Here is a 20731-nt window from a genome sequence, read left to right as displayed (position 1 = left end):
CAGGCGGGGGGAATGAGGGGCTTGTGTCTATTATTCAGCCATGTGCTGGATGTGTGATGCCAAGCGCCTGGCCAATGTGCGCAACTCTTCCTCTGCGGACTTCATCCCCTTTGATGGGGCGGACGATCCCGCGGGCGCTGCGGGCCGTCCGCTGGGCCACGCACTGCGCCAGCCGCGCAGGGCTTTTCTGGGCACCCTGGCCGCCGGGGCAGCCGCCTCTGCGGCCCCGGCCCTGCTGGGCCAGGCCGCCCATGCTCAAGTGGAGGTGGGCAACGCGTCGGCCATGCGCAAGCTGGTGCCCGCCGGGCAACTGGAGCAAGCCGCCACCCAGCAGTACCACCAAATGCTGGAGGAGGCCCGCAGCAAACGCGCCCTGGCCCCCGACGACCACCCGCAGCTGGTGCAGCTGCGCGCCATGGCCAAAAAACTCATCCCGTTTGCGCTGCCCTGGAACGAACGCGCCAAGCAATGGCGCTGGGAGGTCAACCTGATCGGCAGCAAGCAGATCAACGCCTTTTGCATGCCGGGCGGAAAAATCGCCTTCTACAGCGGCATCCTGAACGAACTCAAGCTCACCCCCGACGAGACCGCCATGGTCATGGGCCACGAAATGGCCCATGCGCTGCGCGAACACGCCCGCGAACGTCTGGCCAAGAGCCAGGCCACGGGCATGGGGCTGTCCATCGGGGCTCGGCTGCTGGGCCTGGGCGACCTGGGAGACCTCGCGGCCAACCTGGGCACGCAACTGCTGACGCTCAAGTTCAGCCGCGACGACGAAACCGAGGCCGACCTGGTGGGCCTGGAGCTGGCCGCCCGCGGGGCCTACAACCCGCAAGCGGGCGTGTCGCTGTGGCAGAAGATGGGGCAAGCCTCGGGCGGCAGCGGTGGGCCGGGGCTCAGCTTCCTGTCCACGCACCCCTCAGGCCCCGCCCGCATCGACGCCTTGCAGGCCAACGTGCCCAAGGTGCTGGCGCTGTACGAACAGGCCAAGGCGCAGGCGGCGTCGCGCTGACCAGAAACTTCAAAAACAATAGCTGCTCACGCTTTATTTAAAAGCGCCAGAGGCCATTTTGGCATTGAATTTCAGGCCTCACCCACGTAGGGATTGAAGCGGCGCTCCTCGCCCAGCGTGCCCTCCGGCCCGTGGCCGGGAATGAACACCGTGTCGTCCCCCATGGGCCACAGGCGCTGGCGAATGCTGTCCAGCAACTGCTGATGGTTGCCCTGCGGAAAGTCGGTGCGGCCAATGCTGCCCACAAACAGCACGTCGCCCACAAACACCCGCTGGATGTCGGGCGAATGGAACACCACATGCCCGGGCGTGTGCCCGGGGCAGTGGCGCACGTTCAGGGTGGCGTGGCCCACGGTCACGGTGTCGCCATCGGCCAGCCAGCGCGTGGGCGTGAACGCCTCGGCCACCGGAAACCCGAACTGGCGGCTTTGCAGGGGCAGGCCGTCGATCCAGAACTGGTCGCCCGGGTGTGGCCCCACGATGGGCAGGCCCAGCCGCCGCGCCAGCTCGCCCGCACCGCCGGCATGGTCGATGTGGGCATGGGTGAGCCAGATGGCTTTCAGCGTCAGCCCGCGGCGCTGCACCTCGGCCAGCACCCGCTCCAGGTCACCGCCGGGATCGACCACGGCGGCTTCGTTCGTTTCGTCGCACCAGACGAGGGAGCAGTTCTGGGCAAATGCGGTGACAGGGAGGGTGTGGTACTGGAGCATGGCGCGCATTGTCTCGCACCCCTCGGCCAGTGCACCCGCAACTTGAGTCAGCACCCGACCAAAAAAACAGGTCAAGAACCCTGAAAAGCGGTCGATTCGCTGATCATCATGATCATTCAGAACAGCGCCCTCGCCTTTCAGGCCCGCCAGGAGCGGTTCGTGTCCCAGCGCAGCACACAGCACCTGGAGCTGTGGCGTGACGAACCGCGCGGAACCGGGCGAGCGGCACGCGCTGCCGAGGGCGCCCGCAGCCCCGCCCCGGCGCGGACGGACACGCCCCCCACCCATGCCACCGACCGCACCCAGCCCAGCAGCACCGAGACCCTGCCCCCCGACCTGCAAACCCTGGTGCGCATGGTCGAAGCCATCACGGGCCGACCGGTGCGGCTGCTGAACCTGGACAACATCACCCCCACCACGGGGCAAGAGCTGCCGCCCACAGGTGCCGTCACACGGGGCCCCGTCGCCGCATTGAGCAACGCCCAGCCCCCGGCCCCACAGGGCTGGGGCCTGGTGTACGAGGCCACCCAGACCCGCACCGAGGTGGAAAACCTCAGCGTTCAGGCACAGGGCGAGATCCGCACCGCTGACGGGCGCAACCTGTCGTTCGAGCTGAACATCGAGATGCAAACCACACACACCGAATCCAGCCAGCTCAGCCTGCGTGCAGGCGATGCGGTGCTGAAAGACCCGCTGGTGCTGCACTTCGACGGGCCGGTGGGCGAGCTGCGCGACACCCAGTTCCGCTTCGACCTGGACGCCAATGGCCAGGCCGAGCGCATGCCCTTTGTGGGCACGGGCAGCGGCTTCCTGGTGCTGGACCGCAATGACAACGGCAAGGTGGACGATGGCTCCGAGCTGTTCGGCACCCGCAGCGGCGACGGTTTTGCCGACCTGGCGCAGTGGGACTCGGACCGCAACGGCTGGATCGACGAGGCCGATGCGGTGTTCAAGCGCCTGCAGGTGTGGCGCATGGACGCCAGCGGACACACGCGGCTGGAATCGCTGGCCGACAGCGGCGTGGGTGCGCTGTCACTGCAGCGGGTGGGCTCCGAACAAACCCTGCGTCAGGCCGACGGTTCTCGATTGGGTCAGTTGCGCAGCACCGGCATTTACCTGACCGAAAGCGGCCAGGCCAAGGCCATGCAGCAGATTGATTTGGTGGTGTGAAGTCAGCGGCGCTTGACCAAGCGCACCAGCGCCAGCAACACCACCGCACCCACCGTGGCCACGATCAGGCTGCCCACAAAGCCACCGCCAGCGGACACGCCCAGGGAACTGAACAAAAAGCCCCCCAGAAACGCACCAACCACCCCCACCACCAAGTCGCCCACCAGACCAAAGCCCCCGCCCTTGACCAGCAGTCCGGCCAGCCAGCCCGCGATCACGCCCACCACCAGAAATCCGATCAATCCCATGCCCATCATGTGTGCCACCTTGGTTGGTTGTTTCAGATGGACAGGCTAACAGGGATCGAGGTGCGGCATTGAACGTCCCGACGACAGGCGACACCGCACCGAGACATTGTTCACACCCCGTCGTACACCACCGTCAGCGGCGCATGGTCCGAAAACCGCTGTGCCTTGTAGATGGCCGCGGTGCGGGCCTGCGCCGCCAGTGCGGGCGTTGCCAGGTGGTAGTCCAGCCGCCACCCCACGTTGTTGGCCCAGGCCTGGCCGCGGTTGCTCCACCATGTGTAGCACTCGGCGGTGGTGTCGGGGTGCAGCTGGCGGTACACGTCCACCACGCCCCCTTCGGCCAGGGCGCGGGTCATCCAGGCGCGTTCTTCCGGCAGGAAACCGCTGTTCTTCTGGTTGCTGCGCCAGTTCTTCAGGTCTTTTTCCTGGTGGGCGATGTTGAGGTCGCCGCACAGGATGAACTCGCGCTGGGCCTTGAGCTGCATCAGGTAGGGGTAGAACACGTCCAGGAAGCGGAACTTGGCCGCCTGCCGCTCCTCGCCGGAAGAACCGCTGGGAAAGTAGGCGCTGAGGACGGACCACTTGCGCTGCGGCGTGTCAAAACGCAGCTCCACCAGCCGCCCCTCGGCGTCGAACTCGCCACCGTCGAAACCGATGACCACGTCGCTGGGCTCGTGCCGCGTGTACACCCCCACGCCCGAGTAGCCTTTTTTCTCGGCGCACAGGAAGTGCCCCTCCAAACCGGCCAGGGTTTCGAAGCGGCCCGCCATGTCGGGGGCCTGGGCCTTGAGCTCCTGCACACAAATACAATCGGGCGCCTCGCGGGCCACCCACTCTTCCAGCCCTTTGGTGGAGGCCGAACGGATGCCGTTGAGGTTGAGGCTGACGAGTTTGAACAAGGATTTCCCCATGGTGGATCACAACAGCGCCGCAACCCCGGCCACTCCCGCCGCCGATGCACTGGCGCAAGATTTCGTGGCGTTTGCCGTGGCGTCCGGCGTGCTGCGGTTTGGCGAATTCAAGACCAAGGCCGGGCGCATGAGCCCGTACTTTTTCAACGCCGGATTGTTTGACGACGGCGCCAAGCTGGGCCGTCTGGCGCAATTCTATGCACAGCGCATCCTGGCCAGCGGGCTGGAGTTCGACATGATTTTCGGCCCCGCCTACAAGGGCATTCCGCTGGGCGCCGCCGTGGCCATCGAGCTGGCCCGCCTGGGCCGCAACGTGCCCTTTGCCTACAACCGCAAGGAAGCCAAGGACCACGGTGAAGGCGGCACCCTGGTGGGTGCGCCGCTCCAGGGCCGGGTGCTGATCGTGGACGACGTGATGAGCGCAGGCACCGCCGCCCGCGAATCCATCGCCCTCATCCAGGCCGCCGGGGCCACGGCCTATGGCGTGGCCATTGCGCTGGACCGCCAGGAAATGGCAACCGGGCCCGACAAAAATGGTCAGGTGGTGGACCTTCCCCACAGCGCTGTGCAATACGTGCAGCAGCAACTGGGCCTGAAGGTGTGTGCCATTGCCCGTCTGGCCGATTTGCTGCAGTATCTGGACCACCAAGTCAGCCAGAGCGGGGAAGACGCCCCGATCCAGGCACACCGGGACCGCGTCATGGCCTACCGGCAGCGCTACGGGGTGGACACGTCCACCGCCCCCTGAACCGCTGGCACGGCGCCTGCTTGGTCATGTCGACAAACACACCACACAGGGCATGGCGAGGACAGGATTGAGCAGCGGACACGAACGCAACCCACACGGGCCCCGGGCCCCTTGGCGGCCCCTGGCCCTGGCGGGGTTGGGCGTCTGCCTTCCTCTCCTGGCGGGCGCACAGGGCATTTACGTCTGCACCGACGCCCACGGACGCCGCATCACGTCCGACCGCCCCATCCCCGAATGCGCTGACCGCGAACAACGCGAACTCTCGCCCTCCGGCTTGGTGAAACGGGTCATCCCGGGAGCCATCAGTGCCCAGGAACAGGCGCAACGCCTCAAGCAGGCCGAACGTGAGGCGGAACAGGAAGCCGAGCAGCGGGCTCGTGAACGGGAGCAACAGCGCAAGGACCGCGCCCTGTTGACCCGTTACACCAGCCAGCGCCAGCACGATGCCGAACGCGAAAAGCAACTGGCGATGGTGGACACCAACCTGGCGGTCATCCAGAACCGCACCCTGGAACTGCAGCAACAGGCCAAGGGCTACCAGGAGGAAATGGAGTTCTACAAAGCCGACCCGACCAAGGCCCCCGCATGGCTGAAGCGCCGCATGGCCGACAACATGGCCCTGCAGGAGCAGCAGCAGCAACTGGTGGCGGCACAACTGGAAGAGGCCAAACGGGTGAACGCCCGCTTTGACGAAGAACTGGTCCGCCTCAAGGCCCTGTGGGCGGCCCGAGGAACCCCCTCAGCGCCGCGCTGAACGCGGGTTTGGACCCGATTGCACCCCGCCAAGGGGTGCAGCCCCCTCGGGTGCTCAGCCCAGCGCTTTTTTCAGCAGTTCGTTGACCTGAGCGGGGTTGGCCTTGCCCTTGCTGGCCTTCATGACCTGCCCCACCAGGGCGTTGAACGCCTTGTCCTTGCCGGCGCGGTACTCGGCCACGTTTTTCTCGTTGGCGGCGATCACCTCGGCAATGATGGCTTCCAGTGCGCCGCTGTCGTTCATCTGCTTGAGGCCCTTGGCGTCGATGATGGCGTTGATGTCGCCACCGTCGGTCCACAACACGTCAAACACCTGCTTGGCGGCGTTGTTGGAGATGGTGCCGTCCTGGATGCGGCCGATCAGCGCGCCCAACTGGGTGGCAGACACCGGCAGCGTCTCGATGGAAGCCTCTCCCGAGTTCAAGCGGCGCGAAATCTCGCCCATCACCCAGTTGCTGGCCAGCTTGGGCTGGCCGCAGGCCTGGGCGGCGGCCTCGAAGTAGGCGGCCATGGCCTGGCTTTGGGTGAGCGTGGTGGCGTCGTATTCGGGCAGGCCGTACTGGTCCATGAAGCGCTGCGCCATGGCCCGGGGCAGCTCGGGCATGGCGGCCTTGACGCGCTCCACCCATTCGCGCTCAATCACCAGCGGCGGCAGGTCGGGATCGGGGAAGTAGCGGTAGTCGGCGGCGTCTTCCTTGGTGCGCATGGCGCGGGTTTCGCCGGTGTCGGGATCGAACAGCACGGTGGCCTGCTGGATCTCGAAGCCGTCTTCGATCTGCTCGATCTGCCAGCGGATTTCAAAGTCGATGGCCTGCTGCATGAACTTGAACGAGTTCAGGTTCTTGATTTCGCGGCGGGTGCCCAGCGGCGCACCGGGCTTGCGCACCGACACGTTGGCGTCGCAGCGGAAGCTGCCTTCCTGCATGTTGCCGTCGCAAATGCCGATCCAGGTGACGATCTTGTGCAGCTCCTTGGCGTAGGCCACAGCCTCGGCGCTGGAGCGCATGTCGGGCTCGGTCACGATCTCCAGCAGCGGTGTGCCCGCGCGGTTGAGGTCGATGCCGCTTTGGCCGATGAAGTCCTCGTGCAGGCTCTTGCCCGCGTCCTCCTCCAGGTGGGCACGCACCAGGCGGACGGATTTTTTCTCCCGCGCCGCGTCGGCGCCCTTGCCTGTCTCCAGGAAGAACTCCACCGAGCCGCCCTGCACCACCGGGATCTCGAACTGGCTGATCTGGTAGCCCTTGGGCAGGTCGGGGTAGAAGTAGTTCTTGCGGGCGAACACGCTGTGCTCGGCCACGTGCGAACCCACGGCCAGCCCGAACTGGATGGCACGTTCAACCGCGCCCTTGTTCATCACCGGCAGGGTGCCGGGCAGCGCCAGGTCCACGGCGCAAGCCTGGGTGTTGGGCTCGGCCCCGAAGGCGGTGGACGCGCGGCTGAAGATCTTGCTGGCGGTGGACAGCTGGGCGTGCGTCTCGAAGCCGATGACGACTTCGTAGCCCTGCACAAGAAGGGATTTGGACGAGGTGCTCATGCTGAAAACTCCGCCGGTGCGCGGGTGTGCCAGTCGGTGGCGCATTGGAACTGGTGGGCCACGCCCAGCAGTTGCGCTTCCTTGAAGTGGTTGCCGATCAGTTGCAGGCCCACGGGCATGCCGTGCTCGCCAAACCCGGCGGGGATGCTCATGCCGGGCAAGCCCGCCAGGCTGGTGGACAGGGTGTAGATGTCGGCCAGGTAGTTGGCCACGGGGTCGTCGGACTTTTCACCGATCTTCCAGGCCACGGTGGGCGACACGGGACCGGCGATCACGTCGCACTGGGTGAAGGCTTGCTGGAAGTCCTGCGCAATCAGGCGGCGGATCTGCTGGGCCTTGAGGTAATAGGCGTCGTAGTAGCCGTGGCTCAGGACGTAGGTGCCGATCATGATGCGCTTTTGCACTTCAGGGCCAAAGCCTTCGGCACGCGACTTCTTGTACATGTCGGCCAGGTCGGTGTACTGCGCGGCGCGATGGCCGAACTTCACGCCGTCAAAGCGGCTGAGGTTGGAGCTGGCCTCGGCCGGGGCAATGATGTAGTACACGGGGATGGACAGCTCGGTGCGCGGCAGCGAAATGTCCACCAGCGTGGCGCCCAGCTTCTCGAACTCGGCCAGCGCGGCCCGCACCGCGGCCTGCACGCCCGGGGCGCAGCCGTCGCCAAAGAACTCCTTGGGCAGGCCGATGCGCAGGCCTTGCAAGCTTTTTTGGCCTCCAGCGCTTTCAGAAGAAGCGCAAGCAGCACCCAAATTGATAGCAAAGTCCTCTGCCGGGTGGTCCAGCGAGGTGGAGTCGCGGTCCAGGTCCGGTCCGGCCATGGCCGACAGCAGCAGCGCACAGTCCAAGGCGCTGCGGGCCATGGGGCCGGCCTGGTCCAGGCTGGAGGCAAAGGCCACCATGCCGTAACGCGAGCAACGGCCATAGGTGGGCTTGATGCCGGTGATGCCGGTCAGGGATGCGGGCTGGCGGATGGAACCGCCGGTGTCGGTGCCGGTGGCCGCGGGCACCAGGCGTGCGGCCACGGCAGCGGCCGAGCCGCCGGACGAACCGCCGGGGATGCGGCTGCGGTCCCAGGGGTTGTGGGCCGGGCCGTAGGCCGAGTTGTCGTTGCCCGAGCCCATGGCGAACTCGTCGCAGTTGAGCTTGCCCAGGTTGACCATGCCGACCCCGGCCAGCTTGGCCACCACGGTGGCGTCGAAGGGGCTGCGGTAGCCCTCCAGCATCTTGGAGCCCGCGGTGGTGGGCAGGTCACGGGTGACGAAGATGTCTTTGTGCGCCAGCGGCACGCCCAGCAGCGGGGTGCGCTCACCCGCGGCCAACCGGGCATCGGCGGCCTGGGCCTGGGCCAGCGCAGCGTCTTCGTTCAGGGCCAGGTAGGCCCCCAAGTTTTGGTGGGCCTGGGCGCGGGCCAGCAGGTGGCGGGTGACTTCGGTGCTGGACACCTCGCGGGCCGCCAGCTTGGCAGCCAGTTCGGCCACGCCGAGTTGATGGAGTTCTTTGCTCATGGGGGCACTCATTCGATCACTTTGGGCACCAGGAACAGCCCGCGCTCGACCGCGGGGGCGCTTTGCTGGTTGGCCTCGCGCTGGTTGGGTTCGCTCACCACGTCGTCGCGCAGGCGCAGGGCCACACGTTCCATGACGGCGGTGGGGTGGGCCAGGGGCTCGACGCCGGTGGTGTCCACCGCGTTCATCTGCTCGACGATGTCAAAAAAACCATTGAGCTGGTGCAGCATGCGTTCGCTGTGCTCGGCATCCAGCTCCAGGCGCGCCAGATTGGCAATGCGCGTGATGTCTTGGGCGGTGAGGGCCATGGATTTTCGGAATCTGAAGGGGGGTTCGACCGATGAGGGGAACCGAGAGCGCCATCCAGAATCAATGCCTGGGTGGCAGGGGTGCGGTATTATCTGCCCTCTTGAAGGTGGGGCGGATTGTCGGCCCCCACCCGCACCACATTCCCCAGTTCATCCCCCGGTATCGCACCGAATGGCACCCGCGCCCGGTGTGTCCCCACGCAGGACGTTGTCAGTCATGTTTGAATCTCTCCGTCGGCACTTCTCGACCGACTTGGCCATCGACCTGGGCACCGCCAACACCTTGATCTACGTCCGCGGCAAAGGCATTGTGCTGGACGAGCCCTCGGTGGTGTCCATCCGCCACGAAGGTGGCCCCCAAGGCAAGAAGACCATCCAGGCCGTCGGCAAGGAAGCCAAGGCCATGCTGGGCAAGGTGCCCGGCAACATCGACGCCATCCGCCCCATGAAGGACGGCGTGATCGCCGACTTCACGGTCACCGAGCAGATGCTCAAGCAGTTCATCAAGATGGTGCACCCGCGCTCGGCCTTCAAGCCCAGCCCGCGCATCATCATCTGCGTGCCCTGCGGCTCCACCCAGGTGGAGCGGCGCGCCATCCGCGAGTCGGCCCTGGGTGCCGGGGCGTCGGAGGTGTACCTGATCGAGGAACCCATGGCCGCGGCCATCGGTGCCGGCCTGCCGGTGTCGGACGCCAGTGGCTCCATGGTGGTGGACATTGGTGGCGGCACCACCGAAGTGGGCGTGATCAGCCTGGGCGGCATGGTCTACAAGGGCAGTGTGCGGGTGGGCGGCGACAAGTTCGACGAAGCCATCATCAACTACATCCGCCGCAACTACGGCATGCTGATTGGCGAGCCCACCGCCGAAGCCATCAAGAAGAACATCGGTTCCGCCTTCCCCGGCTCCGAAGTCAAGGAGATGGAAGTCAAGGGCCGCAACCTCTCCGAAGGGGTGCCGCGCAGCTTCACCATCAGCTCCAACGAAATCCTGGAAGCGCTGACCGACCCGCTGAACAACATCGTCTCGGCCGTCAAGACCGCGCTGGAACAAACCCCGCCCGAACTGGGGGCCGACATTGCCGAACGCGGCATGATGCTGACCGGCGGCGGTGCCCTGCTGCGCGACCTGGACCGCCTGCTGGCCGAAGAAACCGGTCTGCCGGTGCTGGTGGCCGAAGAACCGCTGACCTGCGTGGTGCGCGGCTGTGGCATGGCCCTGGAGCGCATGGAGCGCCTGGGCACCATCTTCACCTCGGAGTGAGCGCCTCCGGGCGGCCCTTGAAGCAGGCCCCCGAGCGCCCCCACTGACCCCGCCCGACGCCTCCGTTCATGCCACTGGGCACCCTGGACCGAACGCCCCCGCCCTTCTTCAAGCAAGGGCCGTCGGCGCTGTCCAAGCTGCTGCTGCTCAGCGCCCTGGCCGTGCTGCTGATGGCAACCGACAACCGGTTTGCCGTCACCAAGGCCTTGCGCTCGGTGCTGGTCACGGCACTGTCGCCTGTGCAGTGGCTCGCCCTCCAGCCGGTGTTGTGGGGCGAGGCCGTGCAAAAGCACTTCCAGACCCTGGAAGATGCCCAGTTCCATGCACAAGCCGCCATCCAGCAGTTGACCGAGCAGACCGCACGGGCGGGACAGGTTGATCAGTTGCTGCTGGAGAACCAGCGCCTGCGCGCCCTGCTGGGCCTGCGTGAACGGCTGCGCGTGGACGGGCGAACCGCCCAGGTGCTGTACGACGCCGCCGACCCGTATGCACAGCGCATCGTCATCGACCAGGGCAGCACCCAGGGCATCGAGCCCGGATCGCCGGTGCTGGACGAATCCGGCATCCTGGGCCAGGTGACCCGGGTGCACCCCCTGGTGTCGGAAGTGACGCTGCTGACCGACCGTGACCAGGCCATCCCCGTGCTCAACACCCGCACCGGCGTGCGCAGCGTGGCCTATGGCCAGGCGGGCACCCGTGGCCAGGAGCTGGAACTGCGCTTCATGGCCGGCAACGCCGACGTGCAGGAAGGCGACGTGCTCAGCACCAGCGGCGTCGATGGCGTGTACCCCGCCGGGCTGCCCGTGGCCAAGGTGACCTCGGTGGAACGCCGGGCCGAGTCGGCCTTTGCCCGGGTGCTGTGCCAACCGTTCTCCCACGCCGACGCCACGCTGCATGTGCTGGTGTTGCCCCCCACCGGGGCCCAACAACCCCCGCCCCCCGCGCCGGAAGTGCACCGCAACGGCCGTCGAGACGCCCCCCCCGGACGCGGCAGCCGCCCGGGTTCCAGCCACTGACCGGAGACCTGACCATGATCATGCGCCCCGGCCAACCCCTGCTGCTCCCGGCCAACCCGGTGTTCATCTGGCTCAGCCTCATCCTGGCCATGCTGGGCAACATGCTCATCAACATGGGGGGCGCGGGCCGCGCCGCCTGGGTGCCTGACCTGCTGGCGCTCACTCTGGTGTTCTGGAACGTGCACCAACCCCTGCGCGTGAGCGTGGGTGCTGCCTTTGTTTTTGGCCTGGCCATGGATGTGCACCACACGGCCCTGCTGGGGCAGCATGCGCTGGCCTACTCGGTGCTGAGCTTCCTGGCGGTGTTCATCCACCGGCGCCTGCTGTGGTTCCCGGTCATGACACAGGCCGTCCATGTGCTGCCGCTGTTTGCACTGGCCCAGTTGCTGGTGGTGCTGCTGCGCCTGGCGTCGGGCGGGGTGTTCCCGGGATGGTCGGTGGTGCTGGCCCCGGTGCTGACCGGCGCCCTGTGGCCGGTGGCCTCGGTGCTGCTGCTGGCCCCGCAGCGCCGTCCACCCGACCCCGACAAACACCGCCCCCTGTGAGCGCCAGAACACCATGACGGCCTTGAGGGATGTGGAAGCCGACCTGTCCCGCTTCCGGGTGCGGGTGGCGGTGGCGGTGCTGGTGGTGCTGGCAGCCTTTGGCCTGCTGGTGGCCCGCGCCCTGTTTTTGCAGGTGCACCGCCACGCCGACCTCAAGGCCCAGGCGGAAAGCAACCGCACCGCGGTGCTGCCCATCGTGCCGCACCGCGGCCTCATCCTGGATCGCAACGGCATTGCCCTGGCCACCAACTACTCGGCCTTCACGCTGGAGATCACGCCGTCCAAGGTAGACGATGTGGACACGGTCATCGAACAACTGGGCGAGGTGGTGGACATCCAGCCCCGAGACAAGAAGCGCTTCAAGCGCCTGCGGGAAGAGTCGCGCAACTTCGACTCGCTGCCCATCCGCACCCGCCTGACCGACGAGGAGGTGGCCCGCTTCACCGCCCAGCGCTACCGGTTCCCGGGGGTGGAAATCAAGGCCCGACTCTTCCGGCAATACCCCTATCAGGCGCTGGCCAGCCATGTGGTGGGCTACATCGGGCGCATCAACCGCACCGAGAAGGCACAGATGGACGACTGGCCCGATGACGAACAGGCCAATTACCGGGGCACCGAGTACATCGGCAAGCTGGGCATCGAGCAGAGCTACGAGCGCGAGCTGCATGGCCTGGCGGGCTTCGACCAGATCGAGACCTCCGCCGGAGGCCGGGCCGTGCGCACCCTGGACCGAACCCCAGCCACCCCGGGCAACACCGTGGTGCTGACGCTGGACATCAAGCTGCAAAAGCTGGTGGAAGACATGTTCGGTGACCGGCGCGGGGCCTTGGTGGCGCTGGACCCGCGCAACGGCGAGGTGCTGGCCTTTGTCAGCAAGCCCACGTTCGACCCCAACCTGTTTGTGGACGGCATCGATGTGGACAACTGGAAGATGCTCAACGAGTCCATCGACAAGCCCCTGCTCAACCGCGCCCTTCGAGGCACCTACCCGCCGGGGTCCACCTACAAGCCCTTCATGGGCTTGGCCGCGCTGGCCACCGGCAAACGCACCCCACAAGCCATCACCAACGACCCGGGCTACTGGATGTTTGGCGATCACAAGTTCCGCAGCCACGGCGACGAGGGACTGGGGGCCGTGGACCTGCACCGGGCCATCGTCAAGTCCAGCAACGTGTATTTCTATTCGCTGGCCAACGACCTGGGGGTGGACGCCATCCACGACTTCATGAAGCCACTCGGCTTGGGTCAAATCACCGGCATCGACCTCAAGGGCGAGGTTCGCGGTGTGTTGCCCAGTCAGGCCTGGAAGCGCAAAACCTACAGGCGGCCCGAACACCAGCGCTGGTACGCGGGTGAAACCATCTCCTTGGGCATTGGCCAGGGCTACAACGCCTTCACCATGCTGCAACTGGCCCAGGCCACCGCCACGCTGGCCAACCGCGGGGTGAAGTTTCAGCCCCACCTGGGGCTGGCCACCGAGGATGCCGTCTCCCGCCAACGCCACCCCATGGAGCGCCCTGCCGGGGAAGACCTCAAGCTCAACCCCAGCCATGTGGAAACCGTCATCCGCGCCATGGTGGGTGTGACCCAAGAAGGCACGTCCACCCGGGTGTTTGCCGGGGCGGGGTACATCAGCGGGGGCAAAACCGGCACCGCGCAGGCCGTGACCATCGGGCAGAAGGACAAATACGATGCCCGCAAGATGGAAGAGCACCAGCGGGACCACTCGCTCTACACCGCCTTTGCCCCCGCCGACCAACCGCGCGTGGCCTTGGCCATCGTGGTGGAAAACGCGGGTTTTGGTGCAGCGCACGCGGCCCCCATTGCACGCCGAGTGTTCGACTACCTGCTGATGGACCAATACCCCAACGACGAAGACTTGAAGGCGGTGCAAAAGGGCCTGGCGGCCGCCCCCATCGGCAAACCCCTCAAGGCCAGCGAAGTGCCTTGGCCCGGGCAGGGCACCGACAGCGCAACCGCCGCCCCTTGATCAGCCGTAGGCCCCCACGCCGGTCTTGACGATCAGCGCCCCCACCACCAGCATGAAAAACACGCGCACAAAACCCGAGCCGTGTTTCAGCGCCAGGCGGGCCCCCACCACGCTGCCCAGCACGTTGCACACCGCGGTGACCGCCACCACCGACCACCACACGTGGCCTTGCCAGGCAAACAGGCTCAGGGCCGCCAGGTTGGACGCCGTGTTGAGCAACTTGGCCGAGGCGCTGGCGTTCATGAAGTCGTAGCCCAGCCAGCGCACCAGCAGAAACACAAAAAAACTGCCGGTGCCGGGGCCGAAAAAGCCGTCGTAAAACCCGACCACACCGCCCAGTGCCACCATGGCCGCAGTCTCCCGCGAACCCGCGTAGCGCGGGGTGTGGTGCTGCCCCAGGTCCTTGCGCATCAGCGTGTACAGGAACACCGCCAGCAAGGCCAAGGGCAAGAGCCGACGCAAGGCGTCGGGCGACACCTGGGTGACCAGCCATGCCCCCCCGAACGAGCCCACCAGGGCGCTGACCGCCCCCGGCAGCACCGCCGACCAACGCATGTTCACCCGCCGCGCGTACTGCCAGGTGGCCGCCGCCGTGCCCCAGATGGAAGAGCCCTTGTTGATGCCCAGCACCGTGGCGGGCGGCGCGGTGGGAAACACCGAAAACAGGGCTGGCAACAGGATGAGTCCGCCGCCGCCTACGATGGCGTCGACAAAACCCGCAAACAGGGAGGCCACTGCGGCCAGAAGAATGTCCATGGGGGGCGATGGTATCGGACCCCATGGCGCCAAAAGCAAAACGCCGGTGACCAGCACCGGCGTTTTGGGTTGTGTTGTCCGGCAACCGGCCTCTGACGTGCACGGTGTGTTGCGGAACGGCTGGGTTTGTCTCCTCGGCCTTTGTTGTGCATGCCCGGGCGTTTGTGCACCGAGTCCGCTCAACGTTGGGACGGAATGTAGGGCAATGCCCCGTGCTGGTGCACTGGGACTAACCCTTGGGCGGGTTTGCCCCAGCCCTGCCGCGTGGCACAGAACCTGCTGATTCGCAGGCGACTCCCCGCATCAGAAGCCCATCAGCAAGGGAACATGGCATGACCCCTCAGGACCTGATTTCGACCGCCGCACACCTTCACGTGGCCATGCGCCGCAAGATGGGCCGCGTCACCGACACCGAATGGATGGCCAGCGACTTCCAGTACGCCCAGGCCATGTCTTCTCTGGCGTTGCGCCATGCCGAAGAAACCCAGGACACCGACCTGCACAAGTGGGCCACCCGCCTGACCGACGGTTGGACCGCTCGCCAACCCCGCCCCGCCCCCGTGATCGACGGGCGCGAACGCGATTCACGTGCGGCCAAGGTTCGCACCCCGACCCTGGACAGCACCGAACGCTACGTGGTGGGGCTGCGCTGCTGAACACGCGGTCTGCCCGAAGGGCGCTTCAGTCGTCGCCGCGCATCAGCCAGCGGGCGGCCTTCTCGGCCATCATCAAGGTGGGGCTGTTGGTGTTGCCGCTGGTGATGGTGGGCATGGCCCCGGCATCCACCACCCGCAAACCGGCCACCAAGCCCCCCCGACCATCGCGCACCCGCAGGTGCGAGTCCAGCACCGCCAGGGGGTCGCCGTCGCGGCCCATGGCCGTGGTGCCCACCGGGTGGAAGATGGTGGTGGCGATGTCACCGGCCAAGCGCACCAGTTCGTCGTCCGACTGGTATTGCGTGCCCGGCTTGTGCTCCTGGGGTTGGAACGGTTGGAGTGCCGGTTGCGCCGCAATGCGCCGGGTCAGGCGCAGGCTGTCCACCGCCACCTGCTGGTCTTGTTCCGTGGACAGGTAGTTGGGGGCAATGGCCGGGGCCTGCTGAAAGTCGGGCGACTGGATGTGCACCGTGCCCCGGCTGGTGGGGTTGAGGTTGCACACGCTGGCGGTGAAGGCCGGGAAGCGGTGCAAGGGCTCGCCAAAGGCATCCAGGCTCAGCGGCTGCACGTGGTACTCGATGTTGGGCCAGGGTTGCGACGGGTCGCTGCGGGTGAAGGCCCCCAGTTGGCTGGGAGCCATGCTCATGGGGCCGGACCGCTTGAGCGCATATTCCAGCCCGATGCGCGCCTTGCCCCACCACGAGTGGGCCAGGGTGTTGAGCGTCTTGACGCCATGCACCTTGAACACGGTGCGGATTTGCAAATGGTCTTGCAGGTTGGCCCCCACCCCGGGCAGGTCCACCTTCACCTCAAGGCCATGGCGCCTGAGCACCTCGCCCGGGCCGATGCCCGACAGCTGCAGGATCTGCGGGCTGCCAATGGCCCCGGCGCTCAGCACCACCTCCCGCCGGGCGTGGGCCACCACGGTTTCGGTGCCCGTCCACACCTCCACCCCGGTGCAGCGCTGGCTGCCGTCGGGCTGGGTGTCGAGGATCAGGCGCTTGACCTGGGCCGACGTCCACAACTCGAAGTTGGGGCGGCCGTAACACTGGGGCCGCAGGAAGGCCTTGGCGGTGTTCCAGCGCCAACCAGCCCGTTGGTTGACCTCGAAGTAGCCCACCCCCTCGTTGCTGCCCTGGTTGAAGTCGGTGGTGGCAGGAATGCCCGCCTGCTGCGCCGCCAGGGCAAAGGCGTCCAGCACGTCCCAGCGCAGGCGCTGGCGCTCCACCCGCCACTCGCCCCCGGCGCGGTGGTGGCGCATGACCTGGCCGTACACCGTGTCGTCACCCTGAAGCACCGGAGACGCCGTGCCCTTGGCCCCGTGCAGGCCGGTGGCGCCCAGGTGGTGGTCTTCGTGCAGCTTGAAAAACGGCAGGCTCTGGTCCCAGCGCCAGTCGGCGTCGCCGGTGATCTGGGCCCACTGGTCGTAATCCCGGGCCTGGCCCCGCATGTAGATCATGCCGTTGATGCTGGAGCAGCCCCCGAGCGTCTTGCCGCGCGGGTAACGCAGGCTGCGGCCGTTGAGGCCCGGATCGGGCTGGGTCTGGTACAGCCAGTCGGTGCGCGGGTTGCCAATGCAGTACAGGTAGCCCACGGGAATGTGGATCCAGTGGTAGTCGTCCTTGCGACCGGCCTCAATCAGCAAGACCCGCCGCGACGCGTCCGCCGACAGCCGGTTGGCCAACAGGCACCCCGCCGTACCGGCGCCCACGATGATGGTGTCGAAAGTCGTGTCTTGCATGCGATCTGAGAAGGGCTGAAGTTGGCTCAGCTTACATCGGCCAACAACCAATCCCTGAAGGCTTTCACCAGTGGCGTCTGCGCACGGGCCTCGGGGTAGACCAGATAGTAGGCGTCCTCGCTGGTCAACACCCTGTCTGAGAGCTCGACCAGACTGCCTGCGGCCAGTTCTTGCTCAATCAGGAAGCGCGGCAGCAGCGCTGCCCCCAGGTGGGACACCGCCGCCTGGGCGATCATGGCGAAATGCTCAGATTGGGGACCACGCAACACCAACGCCGTGGGCTCCCCGACCAGCTCAAACCACTCGGCCCACTGGGTGGGTCGGGTGCTTTGCTGTAACAGCACCACACCGGCCAAATCTTTGGGCGAATGGATTCGATGACGGTCGCGGTACGCCGGGCTGCACACGGGAACCACTTCTTCGTGCATCAGGTATTCGCACACAGCACCCGCCCAGTGAGGGGCCCCGAAGTGGATGGCGGCGTCAAACGGCGTTCCCGCGAAATCGAAGGGTTCTGTGCGGGCAGAAAAATTCACCATGACCTGGGGATGCAACGCCATGAAGCGCCCCAGCCGCGGAATGAGCCAGCGCGTTCCCAAGGTGGGTAAAACCGCCAGATTGAGCAGCCCATCGGTGCTGGCAAATGCCATGGCTTTCCGGGTACTGGACGACAGCTGATGCAGCACCGCCCTCACGTCGGCCGCATACACGCGCCCCGCATCGGTGAGCACCACACGCTGACGAACCCGATGGAACAGTGCGGTCCCCAGCTGATTCTCCAGCTGACGGATCTGGCGTGACACGGCACTTTGCGTCAGGTGCAATTCCGCCGCAGCGCGAGAAACGCTCTGGTGCCGGGCGGCTGCCTCAAAAGCCAACAAGTCGGCGGTGGGGGGTAAAAACGCTCTACGCAGCAAGGTCATGCAATGCAGGAATGACTAGCACCCAAAAATCAACACTCGATATGGGACTTCGCGCTTTCATGTAAAGCGCAAGCTGCTACTGATTGCCGCCCCTTCATCATTCCATTAAATCATGAACTCCTTCCATTTTTTTGCTATCCGGGCCATTGGGTTTCATTGATAGTTGCAACTTTTCTGCTGCGCGCCTTTCGGCCTTTTCCCATGTCATCCTTCCCAGCCGCCGCCTCTTTGGTGGCCGAAATCGATCCTCTGTTGCAACGCTTGGGCGTGCCCCAAACGGCTTACACAGGGGGCACCCTGTCCGTTTGCTCCCCCATCACGGGCGAGCCGATTGCCGCGGTGCCACAAACCCCTCACAGCGAGGCCACTGCGGCCATTGGCCGCGCCCATGCGGCGTTCCAGGCGTGGCGCAACGTCCCCGCACCGCGCCGCGGTGAGCTGGTGCGTTTGCTGGGCGAGGAATTGCGAGCCGCCAAGACCGACCTGGCCCGCCTTGTCACCCTCGAGGCCGGAAAAATCCTCTCTGAAGGTCTGGGCGAAGTGCAGGAGATGATCGACATCTGCGACTTCGCGGTCGGGCTCTCGCGCCAGCTGTACGGCTTGACGATTGCCACCGAACGCCCGGGCCACCGCATGATGGAAACGTGGCACCCGCTGGGCGTGTGCGGCGTGATCTCGGCCTTCAACTTCCCGGTGGCCGTGTGGTCCTGGAACGCAGCCCTGGCATTGGTGTGTGGCGATCCCGTGGTGTGGAAGCCCTCGGAAAAGACCCCCCTCACGGCCCTGGCCACACACGCCATTGCGCAGCGGGCCATTGCACGGTTCGGGTCAGACGCCCCCGAGGGCCTGCTGGAGTTGATCATCGGCCAACGCGACGTGGGCGAGGTGCTGGTGGACGACCCCCGCGTGCCCGTGCTGTCGGCCACGGGCTCCACCGCCATGGGCCGTGCCGTGGGACCGCGTCTGGCGGCACGTTTTGCCCGCGGCATCCTGGAGCTGGGGGGCAACAATGCGGCCATCGTGACACCCTCCGCCGACCTGGATTTGGCGCTGCGAGGCATCGCGTTTGCGGCCATGGGCACGGCAGGCCAGCGCTGCACCACCCTGCGCCGCTTGTTTGTGCATGACAGCATTCACGACTCGCTGGTGGCCCAGCTCACCAAGGTGTATGCGAATGTCCCGGTGGGCGACCCCTGCACCCCCGGCACCCTGGTAGGCCCCCTGATCGACCGACAGGCATACGACAGCATGCAAAAGGCGTTGGCGCACAGCCGCGCCCTGGGTGCCACGGTGCATGGCGGTGACCGCGTGGAAGGCATCGGCGGCGCTGACGCCTATTACGTGCGCCCCGCCCTGGTGGAACTGCAACGCCACGAGGGGCCTGCGCTGCACGAGACCTTTGCCCCCATCCTGTATGTGATGCGCTACCAAACGCTGGAAGAGGCCATTGCCATGAACAACGCCGTGGGCGCGGGTTTGTCGTCATCCATCTTCACGCTCAACATGCGTGAGGCCGAGTTGTTCATGTCCGCAGCCGGGTCCGACTGCGGCATTGCCAACGTGAACATCGGCCCCAGCGGTGCCGAAATTGGCGGCGCATTTGGTGGTGAAAAGGAAACCGGCGGGGGCCGCGAGGCCGGGTCCGACAGCTGGAAAGCCTACATGCGCCGGGCCACCAACACCATCAACCACTCCACAGCACTGCCTTTGGCGCAGGGCGTGAAGTTCGACGTGTGATGCCCATCGTCATCATCGGCGGCGGCGTCATTGGCAGCGCCATCGCGTACTTTCTCACCCAACTGCAGCCGGGTTGCCCGGTGGTGGTGGTCGAGCGCGACCCCACCTACTCACGCGCCTCATCGGCGCTGTCGGCCAGCTCCATCCGCCAGCAGTTTTCCACCGACATCAACATCCAGATGTCGGCTTATGGCATTGGCTTCTTGCGCAACGTGGGGGCGTGCTTGGCGACTCAGGGCGAAGTGCCGGACATTGGTCTGCACGAGGGGGGCTACCTGTACCTCGCCACCGCAGCAGGCGAAGCCACCTTGCGCGAAAACCATGCTCGTCAAACATCGCATGGTGCCGACGTGGCGCTGCTGAGTCCGACTCAATTGCACGAGCGTTTCCCTTGGCTGGCACTGTCTGACGTGGTGCTGGGATCCCTGGGTCTGTCGGGCGAAGGCTGGTTCGATGGCTACCTGCTGCTGACGGCGCTCAGGAAAAAGGCACAACACCAGGGCGTGCGTTACCTGACCAACGAGGCCGTGGGCTTGGATGTGGTGAGCAGCGACGGTGTGCAACATGTGAACGCGGTGCGCTTGCGCAGCGGCGAGCGACTTCCATGTCGTTTTGCCGTGAATGCGGGCGGCCCGTGGGCTGCGGCCATTGCAGCTTGGGCCGGCATCGACCTGCCCGTGGTTGGCAAGCGCCGTACCGTGTTCAACCTGACATGCCCTGAGACGCTGCCCGGCTGTCCACTGCTCATCGACACCAGTGGCATCTGGCTGCGGCCCGAAGGCAAGGGATTCATCTGCGGTTTTGCCCCCCCCGAAGAACAAGACCCCGACTTTGCCCCGCTGGAGCCCGAGTACCACGCGTTCGAAGACCATGTGTGGCCCACCTTGGCTGAGCGCATCCCGGCGTTCGAGGCACTGCGCATGCAAGGGGCCTGGGCAGGCTATTACGAGATGAACACCTTCGACCACAACGCCATCGTCGGGCTGTCCCCCACGTGTGACAACCTGGTGTTGGCCAACGGTTTTTCCGGCCACGGCCTTCAGCAGTGCCCCGCGGTGGGACGTGGCGTGGCCGAGCTGATGCTGACGGGGCAATACCGGAGCCTGGACCTGTCGCCGCTGTCCTTGGAACGCATCGCGCACCAGGAGCCGCTGCTTGAGAAGAACGTGATCTGACTCCGCCCCTGACGGCCCGGGGACCATCCATG

20 protein-coding genes are annotated in these 20731 nt (G+C 66.1%); 11 read left to right on the top strand and 9 right to left on the bottom strand.

Features of this window, described 5'->3' with window-relative positions; translation table 11 throughout:
• Window positions 1-40 precede the first annotated feature (40 nt).
• On the top strand, window positions 41-1012 hold the full coding sequence (locus tag ACYVB7_RS17395) for a M48 family metallopeptidase (protein ID WP_460509790.1): 972 nt from the start codon (window positions 41-43) through the stop codon (window positions 1010-1012).
• 71 nt (window positions 1013-1083) lie between these two features.
• Here ACYVB7_RS17395 and ACYVB7_RS17390 read toward each other — a convergent pair whose 3' ends face one another.
• Window positions 1084-1722 (bottom strand): MBL fold metallo-hydrolase, encoded by a 639-nt coding sequence (locus ACYVB7_RS17390; RefSeq protein WP_460509788.1) that lies wholly within the window; start codon window positions 1720-1722, stop codon window positions 1084-1086.
• 108 nt (window positions 1723-1830) lie between these two features.
• On the opposite strand from ACYVB7_RS17390, the gene ACYVB7_RS17385 reads away from it, so the two are divergent.
• Window positions 1831-2892 (top strand): hypothetical protein, encoded by a 1062-nt coding sequence (locus ACYVB7_RS17385; RefSeq protein WP_460509786.1) that lies wholly within the window; start codon window positions 1831-1833, stop codon window positions 2890-2892.
• A gap of 2 nt (window positions 2893-2894) precedes the next feature.
• Here the strand turns inward: ACYVB7_RS17385 and ACYVB7_RS17380 are convergent, their stop codons facing one another.
• Window positions 2895-3146: a GlsB/YeaQ/YmgE family stress response membrane protein gene (locus ACYVB7_RS17380; RefSeq protein ID WP_460509993.1), complete on the bottom strand. Its 252-nt coding sequence runs from the start codon at window positions 3144-3146 to the stop codon at window positions 2895-2897.
• 104 nt (window positions 3147-3250) lie between these two features.
• The gene (locus ACYVB7_RS17375; protein ID WP_460509784.1) at window positions 3251-4051 is read right to left on the bottom strand and encodes an exodeoxyribonuclease III; all 801 of its coding nucleotides are present in this window, start codon (window positions 4049-4051) and stop codon (window positions 3251-3253) included.
• On the opposite strand from ACYVB7_RS17375, the gene pyrE reads away from it, so the two are divergent.
• Window positions 4050-4799, top strand: coding sequence for an orotate phosphoribosyltransferase (gene pyrE, locus ACYVB7_RS17370; protein ID WP_460509782.1), 750 nt, complete (start codon window positions 4050-4052; stop codon window positions 4797-4799). The genes ACYVB7_RS17375 and pyrE overlap by 2 nt on opposite strands.
• Before the next feature lie 67 nt (window positions 4800-4866).
• On the top strand, window positions 4867-5553 hold the full coding sequence (locus ACYVB7_RS17365; protein ID WP_460509780.1) for a DUF4124 domain-containing protein: 687 nt from the start codon (window positions 4867-4869) through the stop codon (window positions 5551-5553).
• Window positions 5554-5607: 54 nt separating this feature from the next.
• Here the strand turns inward: ACYVB7_RS17365 and gatB are convergent, their stop codons facing one another.
• Genes gatB through gatC form a run of 3 tightly spaced genes read right to left on the bottom strand, consistent with a single transcriptional unit; the run spans window position 5608 to window position 8899 of the window.
• Window positions 5608-7086 (bottom strand): Asp-tRNA(Asn)/Glu-tRNA(Gln) amidotransferase subunit GatB, encoded by a 1479-nt coding sequence (gene gatB / locus ACYVB7_RS17360; RefSeq protein ID WP_460509778.1) that lies wholly within the window; start codon window positions 7084-7086, stop codon window positions 5608-5610.
• Entirely contained in the window at window positions 7083-8603 is a 1521-nt protein-coding gene (gene gatA, locus ACYVB7_RS17355; protein WP_460509776.1) for an amidase, read from the bottom strand. The genes gatB and gatA overlap by 4 nt, the downstream gene beginning before the upstream one ends.
• Window positions 8600-8899, bottom strand: coding sequence for an Asp-tRNA(Asn)/Glu-tRNA(Gln) amidotransferase subunit GatC (gene gatC / locus ACYVB7_RS17350; protein WP_460509774.1), 300 nt, complete (start codon window positions 8897-8899; stop codon window positions 8600-8602). The genes gatA and gatC overlap by 4 nt, the downstream gene beginning before the upstream one ends.
• A gap of 217 nt (window positions 8900-9116) precedes the next feature.
• Between gatC and ACYVB7_RS17345 the strand changes: the two genes are divergently transcribed.
• The 4 genes from ACYVB7_RS17345 to mrdA all read left to right on the top strand — a co-directional run bounded on the left by ACYVB7_RS17345 (window position 9117) and on the right by mrdA (window position 13711).
• Window positions 9117-10160 (top strand): rod shape-determining protein, encoded by a 1044-nt coding sequence (locus tag ACYVB7_RS17345; protein ID WP_460509772.1) that lies wholly within the window; start codon window positions 9117-9119, stop codon window positions 10158-10160.
• Window positions 10161-10228: 68 nt separating this feature from the next.
• Window positions 10229-11176, top strand: coding sequence for a rod shape-determining protein MreC (gene mreC / locus ACYVB7_RS17340; RefSeq protein WP_460509770.1), 948 nt, complete (start codon window positions 10229-10231; stop codon window positions 11174-11176).
• Between the two features lie 14 nt (window positions 11177-11190).
• Window positions 11191-11721, top strand: coding sequence for a rod shape-determining protein MreD (gene mreD / locus ACYVB7_RS17335; RefSeq protein WP_460509768.1), 531 nt, complete (start codon window positions 11191-11193; stop codon window positions 11719-11721).
• Between the two features lie 13 nt (window positions 11722-11734).
• Window positions 11735-13711 (top strand): penicillin-binding protein 2, encoded by a 1977-nt coding sequence (gene mrdA, locus ACYVB7_RS17330; protein ID WP_460509766.1) that lies wholly within the window; start codon window positions 11735-11737, stop codon window positions 13709-13711.
• Here mrdA and ACYVB7_RS17325 read toward each other — a convergent pair whose 3' ends face one another.
• A complete protein-coding gene (locus ACYVB7_RS17325; protein WP_460509764.1) occupies window positions 13712-14467 on the bottom strand; it encodes a sulfite exporter TauE/SafE family protein in 756 nt (251 codons plus the stop codon).
• Window positions 14468-14799: 332 nt separating this feature from the next.
• Here ACYVB7_RS17325 and ACYVB7_RS17320 point away from each other — a divergent pair, with 332 nt between their 5' ends.
• Window positions 14800-15123 (top strand): hypothetical protein, encoded by a 324-nt coding sequence (locus ACYVB7_RS17320; RefSeq protein WP_460509762.1) that lies wholly within the window; start codon window positions 14800-14802, stop codon window positions 15121-15123.
• A gap of 25 nt (window positions 15124-15148) precedes the next feature.
• Here the strand turns inward: ACYVB7_RS17320 and ACYVB7_RS17315 are convergent, their stop codons facing one another.
• Window positions 15149-16864 carry a GMC family oxidoreductase gene (locus tag ACYVB7_RS17315; protein WP_460509760.1) on the bottom strand — a complete coding sequence of 572 codons (1716 nt, stop codon included), beginning with the start codon at window positions 16862-16864 and terminating at the stop codon, window positions 15149-15151.
• A 26-nt stretch (window positions 16865-16890) separates the two neighbouring features.
• Window positions 16891-17787: a LysR family transcriptional regulator gene (locus tag ACYVB7_RS17310; RefSeq protein WP_460509758.1), complete on the bottom strand. Its 897-nt coding sequence runs from the start codon at window positions 17785-17787 to the stop codon at window positions 16891-16893.
• 201 nt (window positions 17788-17988) lie between these two features.
• Here ACYVB7_RS17310 and amaB point away from each other — a divergent pair, with 201 nt between their 5' ends.
• Complete coding sequence (gene amaB / locus ACYVB7_RS17305; RefSeq protein WP_460509756.1) at window positions 17989-19524, top strand: aldehyde dehydrogenase family protein; 1536 nt, start codon at window positions 17989-17991, stop codon at window positions 19522-19524.
• On the top strand, window positions 19524-20699 hold the full coding sequence (locus tag ACYVB7_RS17300) for an NAD(P)/FAD-dependent oxidoreductase (RefSeq protein ID WP_460509754.1): 1176 nt from the start codon (window positions 19524-19526) through the stop codon (window positions 20697-20699). Before amaB ends, ACYVB7_RS17300 begins: the two co-directional genes overlap by 1 nt.
• Window positions 20700-20731: the final 32 nt, after the last annotated feature.

The organism is Hydrogenophaga soli, from assembly GCF_054777695.1.
The sequence above is the reverse complement of the archived record's forward strand: the minus strand, read 5'-3'. Positions and strand labels throughout refer to the sequence as shown.